Genomic DNA, 16,160 nt, shown 5'->3' on the forward strand with positions numbered 1-16,160 from the left:
CAGGCTCTCCTTACGGTAAATCAATTTGTTTATTGTTTTTTGACTCTTTGTACAAAATAATTGTATTCCCGATAAGTTGAACAAGCTCTGCGTCTGTTTCACCAACAATCGCGTGGGCAACTTCAGAATTGTCTTCAAAGCAATTTTGCAAAATGCTTACCTTTATTAATTCTCTTTTCTCCAATGCTTCAGATATTTGAGTGGTCATATTTTCATTAACGCCGGCTTTGCCCACTTGAAAGATGGGCTGAAGCTTGTGAGAGAGACCACGTAAATATTTCTTCTGTTTACTTGTTATCATACTATTCTCCTTTCAATTTCTCTTCGAATGCTTTCAACATCTCAGAGGCATTAGTTGATTTCCCAGTCCAAATTTCAAAAGCAAGAATCGCCTGGTTTAATAACATTCCATGACCGTAATGCAGTCGTGCCCCCTGTCGTTCAGCTTCTTTTAACAAGGAAGTCTTCATCGGGCGGTAAACGATATCACTGACGATTGTATTAGGACCGATATCTGTAAGGGAAATCAGCTTTCGGTTTATCTCCGGGGCCATGCCAACTGAAGTGGTTTGGATGATGTGATCATATTGAGACAAATTTTCTTCGGCTTTCTGCAGGGAAAGGGCTTCTGAAGTTGATTGTACTTGTAAGTCTTCAATGACCTGCTGTGCTTTTTCAACTGTCCTGTTCGCCACGTCCACCTTCTTAATCCCCTGATTAAGTAAAGCATAAAAAATACCCCTCGCGGCTCCGCCACTGCCGAGAATGAGTACTTTGTCACATGATTTCAAAGCATCTTCGTATCGATTAAGCAATGATGCCACATAACCTTGTCCGTCTGTATTGTATCCTATTAAACGCCCATCATCTACTTTCACAGTATTAACAGCACCTAGAAACTTAGCTGCTTCATCTAACTCGTCCAGATAGGGAATAACTTTCTCTTTATACGGAACAGTGACATTGAAACCATTTATTTTGCTGGATTTTAGCTTTTCCATCTGATAAGGGAACTGCTCAGCGTTACATTCATACAACCTGTATTCTCCCTTCAACCCATGCTGGTCAAGCAGACGGTTGTGAATCCATGGAGAAAGAGAATGAGCGATCGGATAGCCTATCAACCCTAATTGCATGTTATCTACCTCCTATATTAATGAACTTCTCAGGGACACCCGAACGCCTTCAGGAGCATAAGCCGTTACAGTTACATCCCCATCCGGGATCGTGATCCATCCCAATCCAGAAAATACAATATCCATTTTCGGTCGATCAACTTTAAACGTTGTTCCTTTTAAAGGCGGAAGCAGTTTGATCGTTTCCTGATCAGGTGGTGACAATAACTCACCCAAATGATTCTTATATAATTCATCGGCGTTCTCAAGCTTAGTTCGATGGATTAGCATGTCATTAGCAAGGTAGCAAATAAAAGAACTGCGATCACCTGATTCAAAGTCTAATCGTGCTAAGCCACCGAAGTATAAAGTTTGTTGTGCATTTAATTGGTAAACTTTGGGCTTCACCTCTTTAGTTGGTGTAATTACCTTTAAGTCTTGATCAGATACATAATGGGCCATTTGATGCCGATGAATGACTCCAGGAGTATCAAATAAGGAGCTCTGTGCATCCAAGGGAATATCAATAAATCCAAGAGTAGTCCCTGGAAAATAAGAAGTAGTAATCGCATTTTTCACACCGGATGTTCGATTAATCAATGCATTAATAAAGGTTGACTTTCCAACATTCGTTGTCCCAACTACATACACATCACCGTGTTCCCTATAACGGTCGATCGCTTTAGAGAGGTCTTCAATTCCCTGTTGCTTTTCAGCTGATATTAAGTATATAGCCTCTACATCCAGGCCGTTCTCTTTTGCTTCGTTCCGAAGCCATTGCTTTACTTTATTGTGATTTACGGATTTAGGCAGAACGTCCATTTTATTACCAACTAGTATGATCGGATTCTGCCCCGTTAGTCGTTTCAGACCGGGGATGAAACTCCCATTAAAGTCGAAAATATCCACTAATTGTACGATGAGACCTTTAGTTTTACTAATCTGATTTAACATCTCTAAGAAGTCGTCATCCTGATACGGAACATCCTGTACTTCATTATAATGTTTAAGTCGAAAACACCGTTTACAAATAATATCGTCTTTTTCAAGGGCAGACTGCGGGGCAAAACCAGCCTGTTTTGGATTCGTAGTTTGGATCTCTGCCCCACACCCCTGACAAATTATTTCGCTCATCGTCCGTTTCCCTCCTCCCAGGTAATTTTACCTTTTCGCTTCATCCAGTTTAAAATCCGACGTTCAATTTTCCTATTGAAGCGAGTCCAAAAACCATCTGTTTCAACAATGGGAACAACTAAAATGGTATATAGGCCTGCTACATTTCCTCCAAGAACATCTGTCATAAGTTGATCTCCAACTACGACAATTTCGTTTGTCTGGATATTCATATCCTTCCTGGCTCGTTTAAATGCTCTAGATAATGGCTTTCTTGCACTATGAATAAATGATGTGTTCAATGGTTCTGAAAATAACTTCACTCGATTTTCATTATTATTTGACGCAATCGTAACTTGAATACCATGATGATTCATGAGTCGAAACCAACTTACGATTTCCTCTGTCGCATCAGGCTCATCCCATGCAACCAGCGTATTATCTAAGTCGGTAATAATTCCTTTAATCCCTTTTTCCTTTAAACTCTCTGGGTCTATATCTTGAATGCTTTGCACATGCTCATTAGGTAAAAAATGTTTTAACATCACCAATCACTCCATCCTTCACGACAAAATCTCCTTACCCATCATATACAAAATTTCTACAGGATTCAAAACAATAGTGAAACTTTCCCCTTCATGCTAAAAATCGTTCGACAATTCGCGACAACATCGCCCTGTGGATAAGTTTATGCACATATTCCACACCCTAAATCCTTTGTCTTTACTATCGTGCTAAAAATTATCGTTACACTTATCTACAATTACCTGTAGATAAATGGTGTATTGTAGGCCAACTTTGAACATGGTAAGGTAAACTTGCATTACTTAAATATACTATTTAATAAACAGGAGGTGGCTGTCACAAAAGTGACAGAGAGATGAAGCAATTATCTGATACCCTGTTACTACAATCTTACCACAAAGCTATTGAACTAAATCTATCACAAGATTTTATTAAACAAATTGAAGAAGAAATACACGAACGTTCTATTGCACATTTAATTAACAAGAAATTAAATCATGTAGGATAAAAATGGAACCACCTACAAATACTGAGAGTTATCCGCTCGTTTCCGGAGAAGGAAACGAGTTTTTTTATTTAATTTTTCTTAACTTATTTTGTCGTGTCTCTTCTTATTTAAAATAATTGTCAAAAATACTCCAGGATTCGTCATCCGAAAGTAGTATTCAGTTGAATATTCCTTTACTTTTTGATTACAATTGAGTGAGCAACATTTACCTAAACTATTTCACTATCGGACTTAGCCAGAGGGAGGAACAACTAGATGCTATTGGCTGTACTATTGCCTTTTATTATTGCCATTTTTATCCCATTCCTAAGCAAATGGAAAGATAAAATTCATCCAGGTTTCATTGTAACCGCTGTACCTGCTGTGATTTTTATTTATTTTGCACGATTCTTAGGGTCGGGATTTGAACCGGTGTCCAGAGAGTACACTTGGATACCATCTTTAAATATGAATATCGCCTTTTATTTAGACGGTTTGAGCTTATTATTTGTTCTGCTAATCAGCGGAATCGGTGCCCTGGTTGCTTTTTATTCGATTTATTACTTACATAAAACAGAGCAGCTAGGACATTTTTACGTTTATTTTCTATTATTTATGGGATCGATGTTAGGTGTAGTCCTTTCTGATAACGTGTTTGTTCTATACACTTTCTGGGAATTTACCTCGTTGTCATCCTTCTTGCTTATTGGTTACTGGCACTATAAAGAACGTTCTAGATATGGTGCTTTAAAGTCAATGCTAATCACAATATTCGGCGGACTTAGCTTATTGGGCGCTTTAATTTTCATGAGTGTGATTACAGGGTCCACGAGCATCCAACAAATTATTCGTCAGCAAGAACTTATTCTGAATCACGAATTCTTCCCTCTCATCCTTGTTTTCATTTTATTAGGTGCCTTTACAAAGTCAGCACAGTTCCCATTCCATATTTGGCTGCCTGACGCAATGGAAGCTCCAACTCCTGTCAGTGCGTACTTGCACTCAGCAACAATGGTTAAAGCAGGGATCTTTTTAGTAGCGAGATTTTCACCTATGTTATCCTCCTCTGATTGGTTCTTTATCATTGTCTCAAGTGTTGGAATTGTTACGTTATGCTGGGGATCATATATGGCAGTACGTCAAACCGACCTCAAAGCCATCCTGGCCTTCTCTACTATCAGTCAGCTTGGCATGATTATGGCCATGCTTGGGTTTGGTACAGAAGTTGCCGTATTTGCAGCTGTTTTCCATATTCTGAATCATGCAACCTTTAAAGGAAGCTTGTTTATGGTGGCGGGGATTGTTGACCATGAGACAGGGTCACGTGATATCCGTAAGCTTGGTGGTTTAATGACATTTCTTCCGATCACCGCAACGTTAGCTCTATTCGCTTCCTTTTCAATGGCCGGTGTCCCATTACCATTCTTAAACGGGTTCTACAGTAAAGAATTATTCTTTGATGCAGCTATTCATTTTGAACAGACTACGACGGGGTTCATCGCTTTTCTTAAAACAGCCTTCCCGTACTTGGCCGTTCTCGGAAGTATCTTTACGTTCGTCTATTCTATGTACTTCTTTTTCGGAACTTTTAGAGGAAATGCAAACGTGGATGAGCTCCCAAAGAAACCACATGAAGCCCCGATGGGAATGCTCGTATCACCGATGATTTTAGTGGCTGGGGTTATTATTATTGGACTCTTTCCCCAATTGATAAATGAACCATTTATCCATCATGCAGCTTCAGCTGTAAAAGGTTTTGAACTTCGTGTTCATCATATAAAGTTCTGGCATGGAATTAAGCTTCCGCTCATTATGTCACTGACTGTTATTGCCTTTGGTACGGTTCTTGTTCTGTCAATGACTAAATGGAAGGGTATTTACCGGTTTATTCCTGGAGTTCTCAGCCTTAATACATTCTATGATGGACTCGTTGATCGAACAGTAAGTTACTCTTCTGCTTTAACTAAAGGCTATATGAACGGTTCGGTCGGCCGGTATGTCCGATTAATTGTAGGTGCCATTATTATTGGCAGCTTCGGAATCATGGCAGCAACAAATGGATTTCATCTGGAGACTGGAAACCTAGCCGAAGTCAAGCTAACTGAGGTGTTTGTGGCAATAATGATGGTCATTGCTGCCATTGGAACGATTATAGTTAGAAACCGAATAGCTGCTATTCTTATTTTAGGTGTAGTAGGTTATGGGCTCTCTCTCTTGTTCGTCATCTATCGAGCTCCTGACCTCGCCTTGACTCAATTTATTATCGAGACAGTTACCTTGGCTCTGTTTTTGCTAGTGTTTTATCACTTGCCTAAGTTTGAGAACCATACTCATTCTGCGAAAACTAAAACTTTTAATTTGATCATCTCTATTGGCTTCGGGGCTCTCATGACGATGGTTGCCATCTCTGCCCATAGCAGTAAGATGTTCGACTCGATCGCCAGTTACTTTATTGAAAATTCATATAAACTAGGCGGTGGAGATAATATTGTCAATGTAATTTTGGTCGACATGCGTGGACTGGATACACTATTTGAAATTACTGTTCTTGGAATAGCAGCAATGGCTATTTATGGGCTGATTCGATTACGTGGAAACAGGAAGGGGGATTAAATCATGGAAATCATCATGGCCGTTCTTGCTGGTATCTTATTTACCACAGCCGTTTATAACCTCCTCCAAAAGCAGATGCTTCGTATCATCATAGGTACGGCACTGCTTTCTCACGGTGCACATTTATTTATCCTGACAATGGGAGAATTAAAAAGAGGTGCACCTCCGATTCTTTCGGAAGGGGTTGAACAATATACAGATCCGCTTCCACAAGCATTGATTCTCACTTCCATTGTAATCAGCTTTGGAATCACGAGTTTATTACTTGTCCTGGCTTATCGAACTTCTAAGATCAATGGTACAGATAATATGGAGCAATTGAGAGGTAACGATTATGAGTAATTTAATATCACTTCCCATTATCCTGCCGCTTCTGGCAGGAATTATAGTCGCATTTTTTGCAAATAAGCTGCCGCTGGCACGAACCATGTCAAAAGTATTTGCCTTGATTAACCTGGCTGTTACCGGTTTTATTCTGTATCAAATCTACCAAAATGGACCCATTGTCCTTGAGACCGGTGATTGGGCAGCTCCCTATGGCATCATTCTCGTTGGGGATATGTTATCCATCACACTCGCTTTTACTACGAACATTGTTGCAGTTGCCTGCGTCTTTTACGCATCAAGATCTTTGACGGAACAACAAGAATCCTATTATTTTTACAGCTTTTTCTTCCTGTTGATTACAGGAGTCAGTGGCGCATTTATTACAGGGGATATTTTCAACCTGTTTGTGTTTTTTGAAGTGCTGCTGATGGCTTCTTATGGTCTGATTGTCCTTGGAAATGGGCGAGCACAGCTTCGGGAGTCCATGAAATATGTGTTGATTAACTTGTTTTCTTCCATGATTTTTGTCACAACCGTATCATTCCTGTACTCAGTGGTAGGTACGTTGAACATGGCTCATATTGCTGAGCGTGTTCAGGAAGTAGATCAACAGGGAATTCTTACAACAATTGGTATTTTATTGTTCTTCGTGTTTGCTACGAAGGCCGCCATCTTCCCATTGTATTACTGGCTCCCCCATTCCTACAGTGTCCCTAATCCTGTTGTCTCAGCTTTATTTGGCGCATTATTGACGAAAGTAGGAATTTACTCGATCCTTAGGGTATTCACTTTGATCTTTGCCTGGGAAGCAGATTTAACTCATACACTCTTTATTTATTTGGCTGCCTTCACCATGCTTTTTGGTGTGATCGGTGCTTTATCTACAAATAATATTAAGCTGATCATCGCTTACAATATTATTCCGGCAGTTGGATTTATGATGATGGGAATCGGTGTTTTTACAGAAACGTCGATCAGTGGGACGGTTTACTACTTAATTCATGATATGGTAATTAAGGGCGCACTCTTTTTATTAGTAGGAGTAATCGCATATGCAGCTGGAACATCGGATTTAAGAAAAATAAACGGTTTGATTCATCATTACCCCGTTCTTGGCTGGTTTTTCTTTATTGCAACGCTCGTTTTGGCTGGTATTCCCCCGTTTAGCGGATTCATTGGAAAACTTCTGCTCATTCAGGGAGCATTAGGACAAGAAGAGATTATGATCGTCATTATTGCCTTAATCACCAGCCTGCTTATCCTGTTCTCCATGATCCGCATTTTTATTCAAGGGTTTTGGGGAGAGAAAAAAGAGCTTGCTCACCCTGAAAGAAGACAGGCTGCCAATAGGATGACCTGGCCAATTGGATTGTTGTTATCCATTTCTGTACTGCTCGGTGTAGGGGCCGAGTGGTTTTACCCCTCTGTTGAATGGATAGGCGAATATTTAATGAACCCGCAAATTTATATCGATTCTGTCCTAAAGGAGTAGAAAGCTTATGCCATTTCAAATCGTCATCAATTTGATCTTAGCTGTCATGTGGATGTTTTTAAGTGAAACTTACAATTTCAAAACATTCCTTGTCGGCTATCTACTAGGAATCGCCCTGCTCTTTCTATTGCAACGATTCATTCCAGATGCTTTTTATTTGAGGAAAGTTGGTAAAGTATTTAATTTAATTTTATTATTTATTCGTGAGCTTGTACTCTCAAACATTGATATTGTCAAACATGTTTACCGACCTAAGCTTGATATTCAGCCTGGAATTTTCGCACTTCCCACCGAGTTAAAAAGCAATTGGGAGATTACCCTGCTTGCTAATTTGATCACTTTGACTCCAGGGACCTTATCCTTGGTCATTAGTGATGATTATTCTGTTATTTATGTCCATGCTATGGATATTACTGATGTAGAAGAATCGATTACAGAAATTAAGGAAACTTTTGAGAAAGCTATCATGGAGGTGACACGCTAATGGATGATCTATTATCTTTTACTCAATCACTTATTGATATCTCAGTCGTTATCTCAGTCATTGGTGTGTCCATTTCCTTGCTTTTACTGTTGTATCGAACGGTGAAGGGGCCAACCAACCCGGATCGCGCTGTGGCTCTTGACACAATAGGAGTTAACATTATGGCACTGGCAGGACTCATCGCCATCCACCTCGTAACAACAAAAGTGAATGATGTCATTTTGCTTATCGGAATCCTGTTGTTCATTGGAAATGTAGGATTGGCGAAATTTCTAGAAAAGGGTGTTATCATTGAGCGGGATATGGATTAATGCTGTACTTGATATTCTAATTTCTCTTTCACTGCTCCTGGGGACATTTTTTATAGTGTCCACGGCTTTAGGTGTGTTAAGATTTCCTGATGTCTATACACGGCTTCACGCAGCGACAAAAAGCTCAACACTAGGGATCACAGGTATCCTCACGGGTGCTTTCCTCTTTATGTATGTTGAGCATGGCATTGTCAGCGGAAAACTCCTGTTAGGCATCCTGTTCATCCTGTTATCTGCTCCTGTAACTGGACACGTTCTCGGGAGGTCAGCCTACTATAGCCGAGTTCCTTTAAGCGATAAAAGTGTTGAAGATGAGTATAAAGCGCATGTAAATAAAGTTAAAGAGCATTAAACCGCATGTTATTCTAAGAAGCCGAATGTCCCGGCTTCTTTTTTTATCTTACTTTTTATTGCTGTACAAGCACAGGGACATGCTTCCGCACATACACTTGTGATAGGCACGAGCCTAATACTTACGGAGGTGTTGTGCATTGTGAGCAGTCTAATCGCTTCCATTCTTTATTTTTTCAAAGAATCGCTTCTATTTATGTCTTATGTCAAGAATCAGGCATTCCCCAATCCATTGTCAAAAGAGGAAGAAGCAAGGCAGCTGAAACTCATGGAGGAAGGCAGCCGCGAAGCAAGAGACACTCTAATCGAGCATAATTTAAGACTCGTGGCTCATATCGTCAAAAAGTTCGAAAATACAAAGGAGGATTTCGAGGATTTAATATCAATTGGAACAATAGGTTTGATTAAAGGCATAGAAAGCTACTCTACAGGCAAGGGAACCAAGTTGGCTACTTATGCTGCTAGATGTATCGAAAATGAAATATTGATGCATTTACGTTCCACAAAGAAGATGAATAAAGACATCTCATTGCAAGATCCAATCGGCCATGACAAAGAAGGAAATGAGTTAAATTTGCTCGATATTTTGCAAGCAGATGTCGAGGATATTGTGGAAGAAATCCAGCTTCATATGGAACTGGAACAAATCAAGCAATTTATTACTGTATTAGATGAGCGGGAAAAAGAAGTGATTGTTTTCCGTTACGGGCTTGGAGACACTGATGAGCGAACACAGCGGGAGATCGCGAAAGAGCTCGGCATCTCAAGAAGCTATGTTTCACGGATCGAGAAGAGAGCTTTAATGAAAATCTTTCATGAATTTTATAAGCAGAGCAAACAAGGCAAATCTTCTTAACTGCAGGATCTAATAGGAAATATAAATAAAGATGCTAGGACATAAGTAAAGCAATAATGCCAAAAAACGAACGATGAAAAAATGAATACTTTAAATGCAGTTCATTAGCGTAGTCAAAATACGTAGACTCCTGTGGGAACAGCGCGAGCCAAAGATCCCGCAGGAAAGCGCCCTTTGCTTTCCGAGGAAGCTGCGGCCGTGCCCACGGAAAGCGAAGTGTTTTGACGAAGCGATGTAGAATTCTTTTTTGTCACACAAATAATCCGAACTGATTTCAATAGAAATGTTCGGATTATTTTATGCTTTGTTCAGTTTTGTCCCAACCTCTTCTATTCTTCAAGTAAACGCTGGCGCAGTTTCTTTAACTTTAGAACTAGCATAAATGCGGTTCCTAATAACCCAGCAATCATGACTAGCAAATAAAGATAAGCCGAAGAGTGATATTCATAGATACTGATCAGTACGCCAATATATAAATAGCTGCTTAATATGAGTAACGTTAACGTAAAACGTTTGTAATCTGTAATTTTATTTTCTATCCATTCGGATGACTTCATGATGCCACCTCCTGCACGTACACTATAGTAACATATCTATAGCCAAACAAGAGTGGTAATTTCTTCTAGTCTAGTGATGAGAGCATTGTCATGATCATTGTTGCTGCATTCGTTGACGCTTTTGGAAGGAATTGGTCAAATGAAATGGAGGATTCTTTTCCGGCGATGTCTGATAGAGCCCGAATCACAACGAATGGCGTACTATATTTATAGCATACTTGGGCGATCGCTGCGGCTTCCATTTCTGCAGCAATCATCTCAGGGAATTTACCGCGTACAAAGTTGACACGAGCTTCTTCTTGCATAAAGGAATCACCTGTGGCAATGATCCCTTTTTTTGCCTTCGCATCCGTTGACTCCACAGCCTCCATAGCTTTTTCCATCAAAACAGAGTCTGCAGGATACATGGCAGGGAGTCCCGGTACTTGACCGTATTCATATTGAAAAGCTGTCACATCCACATCGTGGTGAGTAACGAGCGTGGAAATCACTACGTCACCAACTTCCAGGTCCTTAGCAAATCCTCCGGCTGAACCTGTGTTAATAACGCGGTCAATAGTAAAACGCTCATGCAAAATCGTTGTTGCAATCGCAGCATTTACTTTTCCGATCCCTGATTTTAGCAAGACAACAGTCTGGTTACATAGAACACCTTTAATAAACACACTGTCTGCTGCTTCGATCGTTTCATCGATAGTCATTTCGCTTTTTAGTAATTCTATTTCTTCGTCCATTGCTCCAATTATTCCGATGGCCATACTATTGCTCTCCTTCTTTTATTTCCAAAGTCTTATTGATAGGGGTTACTTGCTAATTCTTCCACTTTAATTGGTTTATAACCTTCACCTTCTACCCAATGAATATAAACACGATACGTCTGCTGCTGCGCTTTATCTGAGACTGTGGCCTCTACTTTCTGCGGTCCGCCCCCATTTTCTACTCGCCAGGCAATCATATTGCTCGTTTCAATGGAAGTAGCCTTACTTGCAGCTTGTAAGATTTCCTGCCAATCTTGGGTGGATTTTTCGTAGGTTACGGTATGACTGCCATTGGTTTGCTGCTCTGTCGCAACCGGTTCCCACTCTTTAGTGATCACACGTTCTACATTTTCCTTATCACTTTCTTTAACAACTGCATCTTCTTCTTTTTTATCTTTCTCTTCTTCTTTATTTTTTTGTTTTGAAGACTCACTATTCTGTTCTTCTTGTTCATCCGTTATCACGTTTAATTCTTGATCATTAGAAGAATTGCCATTCCCCGATTGCTTATTACCAGCTGCCTGATCACTTTCTCCTCCTATAATAAAGGAAGCTATAAATACAACGACCAACAAGGCCCCTGCACCTGCGAGCCATGTGACTAGTTTAGTACCTCTTCTTTTTTTCTCAAATCTATTTGCTCTTGAAAAAGAAGACTCTTTTTCACTCATAGTTTCTCCTCCTCCTCTGACACACCTATTATACATGAAAAACTTAGAGTCCGGAATTACACCTAAGTTACAGTATTTAGTCATTACATTAGAGAAAAAGACAGGGAAGCCCCTGCCTTTCTGAGTTACTTAGTTGTGACCGAGACAATCTTAACGTCAAGTTCTCCACCTGGAGTCACTACGGTTACTTGATCTCCAACTTCATGGCCAATTAAACTTTGAGCCATTGGTGAATCGTTACTTATTTTCCCTTCGAAAGGATCAGCTTCTGCGCTTCCTACGATCGTATAAGTCTCTTCATCGCCATCTGGAAGCTCTTGAAAGGTAACCGATTTACCCATGGACACCATGTCGGGATTGTCATTGTCATTTTCAATGATAACCGCATGGCGGATCATATTTTCGACAGTCTGGATTCTCGCTTCTACAAAAGCTTGTTCATCCTTCGCAGCATCATACTCCGAGTTCTCTGATAAATCTCCGAATCCTCTCGCTTCTTTAATTCGTTCAACTACTTCTTTTCGGCGTTCATTTTTTAAATGCTCAAGTTCTTCTTGGAGCTTTACTTTACCTTCTGCAGTCATATAAAAGCTTTTCTCTTGTGCCATTTCCACTACACTCCTCTTTCCGACAAAAAATGACCGTTATCCCGGCATATAGCGAAATGAGCAGTACAACATGTACGCTCATTTGATAACTAATATAGTGTATCTGGGACATAGGTTTTCTAGAACTTCTATCATGAACTATGCCAGATATCTTATCTTTTTTCAACTATTTTCTTTACTAAGCTTTTGTCCTTTTTCATAAAGAACTGTCTGGATCTTCGTAGCCATTAAGTCAATGGCCACATGATTCTGACCACCCTCTGGAATGATCAAGTCAGCATATCGCTTAGTAGGCTCCACAAACTGGAGGTGCATAGGACGCACTACATTGATGTATTGCTCAATGACCGAGTCTAAAGTCCTTCCCCGTTCATTAATATCACGCATCATTCTTCGTATAATTCGAACGTCAGCATCTGTATCCACAAACACTTTAATATCCATTAAATCACGCAGCCGAGCGTCCTCTAACACTAATATGCCCTCAACTATAATGACTTCCTTAGGTTCAATTTGTATCGTTTCGTCTGACCTTGTGTGCATCTTATAATCATAAACGGGTTTTGAAACCGGCTTTTCCTGAATCAGATCTTTTAGATGATCAATGAGTAAATCATTATCAAAAGCCAAAGGATGGTCATAGTTTGTTTTCAATCTTTCTTCGAGGGGAAGATGACTCTGATCCTTATAATAATAATCTTGTTCAACCATAAGTATTGTCTTATCAGCAAAACGCTGAATAATAGAACGGGTTACACTTGTTTTGCCAGAGCCTGTCCCTCCAGCTACACCAATCACAACAGGTTTATCACTCATGCTTATGGGTTCTCCTTTCATCCCAAAAAAGTCGGTTTAGTTTGTTTAATTATGGTTCTTAACTGTAATAGCTACCCCATCACCAATCGGGACAATCGACGTATGGTAATGTTCATGGGTGGTCAACCACTGATTGAAGTTCCGAATCTTCTTAGCCAGCTTCTTCATTCGTTTAGTGGCCTCGCGGTCATCTGCTACATATCCTTTAAACAGGACGTTATCGGTAACAATCATCCCATTATCCGATAACAGCGGGGCATATAAGTGGAAAAACTCCTCATATTTACCTTTGGCAGCATCTATAAAAATAAAATCAAAGGGAGCGGATTGACTCACTTTATCTTTTAAGTCGAGCGCATCGCCGTGAAGAATCTCAATCCGGTCTTCCGCCTTAAATTTTTGAACATTATTAACAGCTTGATGAAAACGTTCCTCGTCTCTTTCTATCGTCGTAATCGAGCTGGTTGGAGCAGCCTCGAGCATTCTAAGTGCAGAATAACCGATCGCTGTTCCAATCTCAAGCAGTTTATTAGGTTTATGCAAACGGATCAGCTGCATCAAGAATTGAATGCCGAGAGGTTCCATAATCGGTACCCCTTGCTTACGTGCCTCACGTTCTAATTGTCTTACTTCCTCAGATGATTCCGGCAGTAAAGATTGCAAGTACGTATGTTGTTCCATTACTATGCTGTCCCCTTTCATCTTGGACAAATCCATTTACAACCCTATTATTTTAACATAAACAAAGAGAGGAATGCGAGTATTTCTCGGCATTCCTCTCTTTTACGCTTATGAAATATGTTCTTCTTTTAATTTGTTGTGTTCTTCAAGTGTCTTAGAGTAATAAATATTGCCTTCATCGTCTGCAAGGAAGTACAGGTAATCTGACTCAATCGGGTTAGCTGCTGCTTCAATAGCATTTTTATGGAAGCTTGAAATGGGTCCTACCGGTAATTTTTTCACGTGATAGGTGTTATAAGGTGATTCTACTTCAAGATCTTCATAAAGCACGCGATCCTTATGTTCACCAAGTGCATAAAGAACTGTCGGATCTGTTTGCAGCTTCATATTTTCCTCAATTCGATTATAGAAAACACCTGCAATTTTCTTTCTATTTTCCGCTGTTCGAGCCTCATTTTCAAGTAACGAAGCCATCGTAATTCCTTCATGAAGTGTCATATCTCGCTTAGCAAATGCATCGCGATAAGGCAGGACAACTTTCTCTGTACGTTTGATCATTTTTTCAACAATTTGTTCGATACTTGGGTCCTCCACATAAAAGGCATAAGTTGAAGCAAACAAATAACCTTCTAGCGGATACCGGATTTCCTGTTTTAAAATGACATCATCCAACAGAGCCGGATGTTGTTCAATAAGTTGATTCACATACTCACGGTCGTTCACTTTCGCCATAAACTCTTCTTTTGTGAAGCCCAGCTCTTTAGCATAGGATTCGGCAATTTGCTCCAATGTATAACCTTCTGGAATCGTCACACTAAATACAGGGTCTTTCCTGACTTTCCCTGTTTTTAATGATTCAATAATTTGATCAATCGTCATCGCAGAAGTAAATTGATATGTTCCTGCTTGAAAGCCTGTCTCATTTTTAAACTTCGTGTAAAGCCTAAAAATGAGGGCATTATTAATCACATTATTTTCTTCCAATATTTGAGCAATTTGTGAAGTTGAAGACCCCAATGGTATTTTAATATTCTTCTGAGTTTCATCATCTGGATCTACAGGCTGGAGTGCATTGTTGATATAAAAATATCCTGATACGCCCCCAACTAGAAGGACGATAATTATAGTTGTTAAAACAATCGCAACAATTTTACGAACCGTGCTTGCTTCTTCACTTCTTTTCTTTATGCGGTCTTTATATTTCTTTTTAAAATTTGAATCAGACAACAACGTTCCTCCTTCCGTCCGCTACATTATACTACAAATAACGCGCTATTTTCCATATCTTCACACAATATACATGATAACCTGAGAATTGTGCAAGCCATCAGAATGGATCCATTAAAAACAGCCTATAGCTCTATGGCTATAGGCTGTTTTTAATGAATGAAAAATAACTTACGTTAAATCCTCATCAGTGAGTGTGTTAAGCATTTCCTCTACCATTTCCCACTCTTCGTCCGATTCGATTTGGTAAAGAGCTAAATCGTCCTCTTCATTTCCTTTCTCTTCATATCGGAAAGCAAAAACTTCGACTTCGTCTCCTTCTTTCTGCTCTGCCGGTACAACGGCAATATAAGATTGTTCTGTTTGCTCTACGTCAAACGTAAACAAAACTTCAAATAAATGTTCTTCTCCATTTTCATCCGGGATGATAATCCGCTCTTCTTTTTCTAGTGCCATTAATATGAGCCTCCTTTATTGTTGTGCATCTAAATAACTTTGCAGAATGATCACTGCAGCCATCTTATCAATGACTTTTTTCCTTTTTGCCCGGCTGACATCTGCTTGGAGTAAAACGCGCTCTGCAGCCATGGTAGTCAACCGTTCATCCCATAGATGAACGGTTAGTTTATAATGTTTCTCCAGCCACTTTGCAAATTGCTGGCTGGCTTCGCCTCGGGGGCCGATCGTGCCATCCATATTTTTAGGAAGGCCTACAACAGCTTCTGTAATAGTATGCTCATCTATTAACTTTTTTAGAGGCTCCTTAGCTGTTGTATAATTTCGCTCATCCCATTTTAATGTAGTAAGGCCTTGTGCTGTCCATCCCAGTGCATCTGAAATAGCCACACCGATCGTTTTCTCCCCTACATCTAATCCAATTTTTTTCATTAAGCATCTCCGTTATTCTTTTCCAGATAAAATTTGACTAATTCTTCGATAAGCTCGTCCCGCTCCATTTTGCGTATTAAATTTCTTGCATCCTGATGGCGTGGAATGTAGGCCGGATCGCCCGAAAGTAAATAACCTACAATTTGATTGATTGGGTTATAGCCTTTCTCCTGCAAGGAATTGTGTACAGATAATAGTACAGAACGGACATCCTCTTCAAATGGCTCCTCCGAGAAATTAAAACGCATCGTTTTGTCCATTGAACTCATTTACAGTCACC

Annotated in this window: 22 protein-coding genes; 8 read left to right on the plus strand and 14 right to left on the minus strand. The window is 39.8% G+C overall.

What is annotated here, in order from left to right; all coding sequences use genetic code 11:
• Positions 1 to 10 precede the first annotated feature (10 nt).
• Genes yhbY through B5354_RS18950 form a run of 4 tightly spaced genes read right to left on the minus strand, consistent with a single transcriptional unit; the run spans position 11 to position 2,773 of the window.
• Positions 11 to 301 (minus strand): ribosome assembly RNA-binding protein YhbY, encoded by a 291-nt coding sequence (gene yhbY / locus B5354_RS18935; RefSeq protein ID WP_079530342.1) that lies wholly within the window; start codon positions 299 to 301, stop codon positions 11 to 13.
• 1 nt (position 302) lies between these two features.
• A complete protein-coding gene (aroE, locus tag B5354_RS18940; RefSeq protein ID WP_079530343.1) occupies positions 303 to 1,136 on the minus strand; it encodes a shikimate dehydrogenase in 834 nt (277 codons plus the stop codon).
• A gap of 12 nt (positions 1,137 to 1,148) precedes the next feature.
• Positions 1,149 to 2,249 carry a ribosome biogenesis GTPase YqeH gene (gene yqeH / locus B5354_RS18945; protein WP_079530344.1) on the minus strand — a complete coding sequence of 367 codons (1,101 nt, stop codon included), beginning with the start codon at positions 2,247 to 2,249 and terminating at the stop codon, positions 1,149 to 1,151.
• Positions 2,246 to 2,773 carry a YqeG family HAD IIIA-type phosphatase gene (locus B5354_RS18950; RefSeq protein WP_079530345.1) on the minus strand — a complete coding sequence of 176 codons (528 nt, stop codon included), beginning with the start codon at positions 2,771 to 2,773 and terminating at the stop codon, positions 2,246 to 2,248. The genes yqeH and B5354_RS18950 overlap by 4 nt, the downstream gene beginning before the upstream one ends.
• 335 nt (positions 2,774 to 3,108) lie before the next feature.
• Here B5354_RS18950 and B5354_RS18955 point away from each other — a divergent pair, with 335 nt between their 5' ends.
• The 8 genes from B5354_RS18955 to sigK all read left to right on the plus strand — a co-directional run bounded on the left by B5354_RS18955 (position 3,109) and on the right by sigK (position 9,674).
• Positions 3,109 to 3,261: a sporulation histidine kinase inhibitor Sda gene (locus tag B5354_RS18955; RefSeq protein WP_079530346.1), complete on the plus strand. Its 153-nt coding sequence runs from the start codon at positions 3,109 to 3,111 to the stop codon at positions 3,259 to 3,261.
• Positions 3,262 to 3,516: 255 nt separating this feature from the next.
• A complete protein-coding gene (locus tag B5354_RS18960; RefSeq protein ID WP_079530347.1) occupies positions 3,517 to 5,853 on the plus strand; it encodes a Na+/H+ antiporter subunit A in 2,337 nt (778 codons plus the stop codon).
• 3 nt (positions 5,854 to 5,856) lie between these two features.
• Entirely contained in the window at positions 5,857 to 6,195 is a 339-nt protein-coding gene (locus B5354_RS18965) for a Na(+)/H(+) antiporter subunit C (protein WP_079530348.1), read from the plus strand.
• Complete coding sequence (locus B5354_RS18970) at positions 6,188 to 7,672, plus strand: Na+/H+ antiporter subunit D (protein WP_079530349.1); 1,485 nt, start codon at positions 6,188 to 6,190, stop codon at positions 7,670 to 7,672. The genes B5354_RS18965 and B5354_RS18970 overlap by 8 nt, the downstream gene beginning before the upstream one ends.
• Positions 7,673 to 7,679: 7 nt before the next feature.
• Positions 7,680 to 8,156 (plus strand): Na+/H+ antiporter subunit E, encoded by a 477-nt coding sequence (locus B5354_RS18975; protein WP_079530350.1) that lies wholly within the window; start codon positions 7,680 to 7,682, stop codon positions 8,154 to 8,156.
• Complete coding sequence (locus B5354_RS18980; RefSeq protein ID WP_079530351.1) at positions 8,156 to 8,467, plus strand: monovalent cation/H+ antiporter complex subunit F; 312 nt, start codon at positions 8,156 to 8,158, stop codon at positions 8,465 to 8,467. The genes B5354_RS18975 and B5354_RS18980 overlap by 1 nt, the downstream gene beginning before the upstream one ends.
• Complete coding sequence (gene mnhG, locus B5354_RS18985; protein WP_342743031.1) at positions 8,439 to 8,819, plus strand: monovalent cation/H(+) antiporter subunit G; 381 nt, start codon at positions 8,439 to 8,441, stop codon at positions 8,817 to 8,819. Before B5354_RS18980 ends, mnhG begins: the two co-directional genes overlap by 29 nt.
• Positions 8,820 to 8,960: 141 nt before the next feature.
• Positions 8,961 to 9,674, plus strand: coding sequence for an RNA polymerase sporulation sigma factor SigK (gene sigK, locus B5354_RS18990; RefSeq protein ID WP_079530353.1), 714 nt, complete (start codon positions 8,961 to 8,963; stop codon positions 9,672 to 9,674).
• 329 nt (positions 9,675 to 10,003) lie between these two features.
• Here the strand turns inward: sigK and B5354_RS18995 are convergent, their stop codons facing one another.
• From B5354_RS18995 to B5354_RS19040, 10 genes are all read right to left on the minus strand, one after another.
• Entirely contained in the window at positions 10,004 to 10,231 is a 228-nt protein-coding gene (locus tag B5354_RS18995; protein WP_079530354.1) for a YrhC family protein, read from the minus strand.
• Between the two features lie 65 nt (positions 10,232 to 10,296).
• Entirely contained in the window at positions 10,297 to 10,989 is a 693-nt protein-coding gene (gene mtnN / locus B5354_RS19000; protein ID WP_079530355.1) for a 5'-methylthioadenosine/S-adenosylhomocysteine nucleosidase, read from the minus strand.
• 32 nt (positions 10,990 to 11,021) lie between these two features.
• Entirely contained in the window at positions 11,022 to 11,660 is a 639-nt protein-coding gene (locus B5354_RS19005; RefSeq protein WP_176142537.1) for a YrrS family protein, read from the minus strand.
• Between the two features lie 125 nt (positions 11,661 to 11,785).
• Complete coding sequence (greA, locus tag B5354_RS19010) at positions 11,786 to 12,268, minus strand: transcription elongation factor GreA (RefSeq protein WP_079530357.1); 483 nt, start codon at positions 12,266 to 12,268, stop codon at positions 11,786 to 11,788.
• Between the two features lie 162 nt (positions 12,269 to 12,430).
• On the minus strand, positions 12,431 to 13,084 hold the full coding sequence (gene udk, locus B5354_RS19015; RefSeq protein WP_079530358.1) for a uridine kinase: 654 nt from the start codon (positions 13,082 to 13,084) through the stop codon (positions 12,431 to 12,433).
• Between the two features lie 45 nt (positions 13,085 to 13,129).
• Entirely contained in the window at positions 13,130 to 13,765 is a 636-nt protein-coding gene (locus tag B5354_RS19020) for an O-methyltransferase (RefSeq protein WP_079530359.1), read from the minus strand.
• A 108-nt stretch (positions 13,766 to 13,873) separates the two neighbouring features.
• Entirely contained in the window at positions 13,874 to 14,992 is a 1,119-nt protein-coding gene (mltG, locus tag B5354_RS19025; protein ID WP_079530360.1) for an endolytic transglycosylase MltG, read from the minus strand.
• A 171-nt stretch (positions 14,993 to 15,163) separates the two neighbouring features.
• On the minus strand, positions 15,164 to 15,448 hold the full coding sequence (locus tag B5354_RS19030; RefSeq protein WP_079530361.1) for a DUF1292 domain-containing protein: 285 nt from the start codon (positions 15,446 to 15,448) through the stop codon (positions 15,164 to 15,166).
• Positions 15,449 to 15,463: 15 nt separating this feature from the next.
• Complete coding sequence (ruvX, locus tag B5354_RS19035; RefSeq protein WP_079530362.1) at positions 15,464 to 15,880, minus strand: Holliday junction resolvase RuvX; 417 nt, start codon at positions 15,878 to 15,880, stop codon at positions 15,464 to 15,466.
• The gene (locus tag B5354_RS19040; RefSeq protein WP_079530363.1) at positions 15,880 to 16,149 is read right to left on the minus strand and encodes an IreB family regulatory phosphoprotein; all 270 of its coding nucleotides are present in this window, start codon (positions 16,147 to 16,149) and stop codon (positions 15,880 to 15,882) included. Before B5354_RS19040 ends, ruvX begins: the two co-directional genes overlap by 1 nt.
• Positions 16,150 to 16,160: the final 11 nt, after the last annotated feature.

The sequence above is a fragment of the Halobacillus hunanensis genome (assembly GCF_900166655.1).
In the GTDB taxonomy this organism is placed as follows: Bacteria; Bacillota; Bacilli; order Bacillales; family Halobacillaceae; genus Halobacillus_A; species Halobacillus_A hunanensis.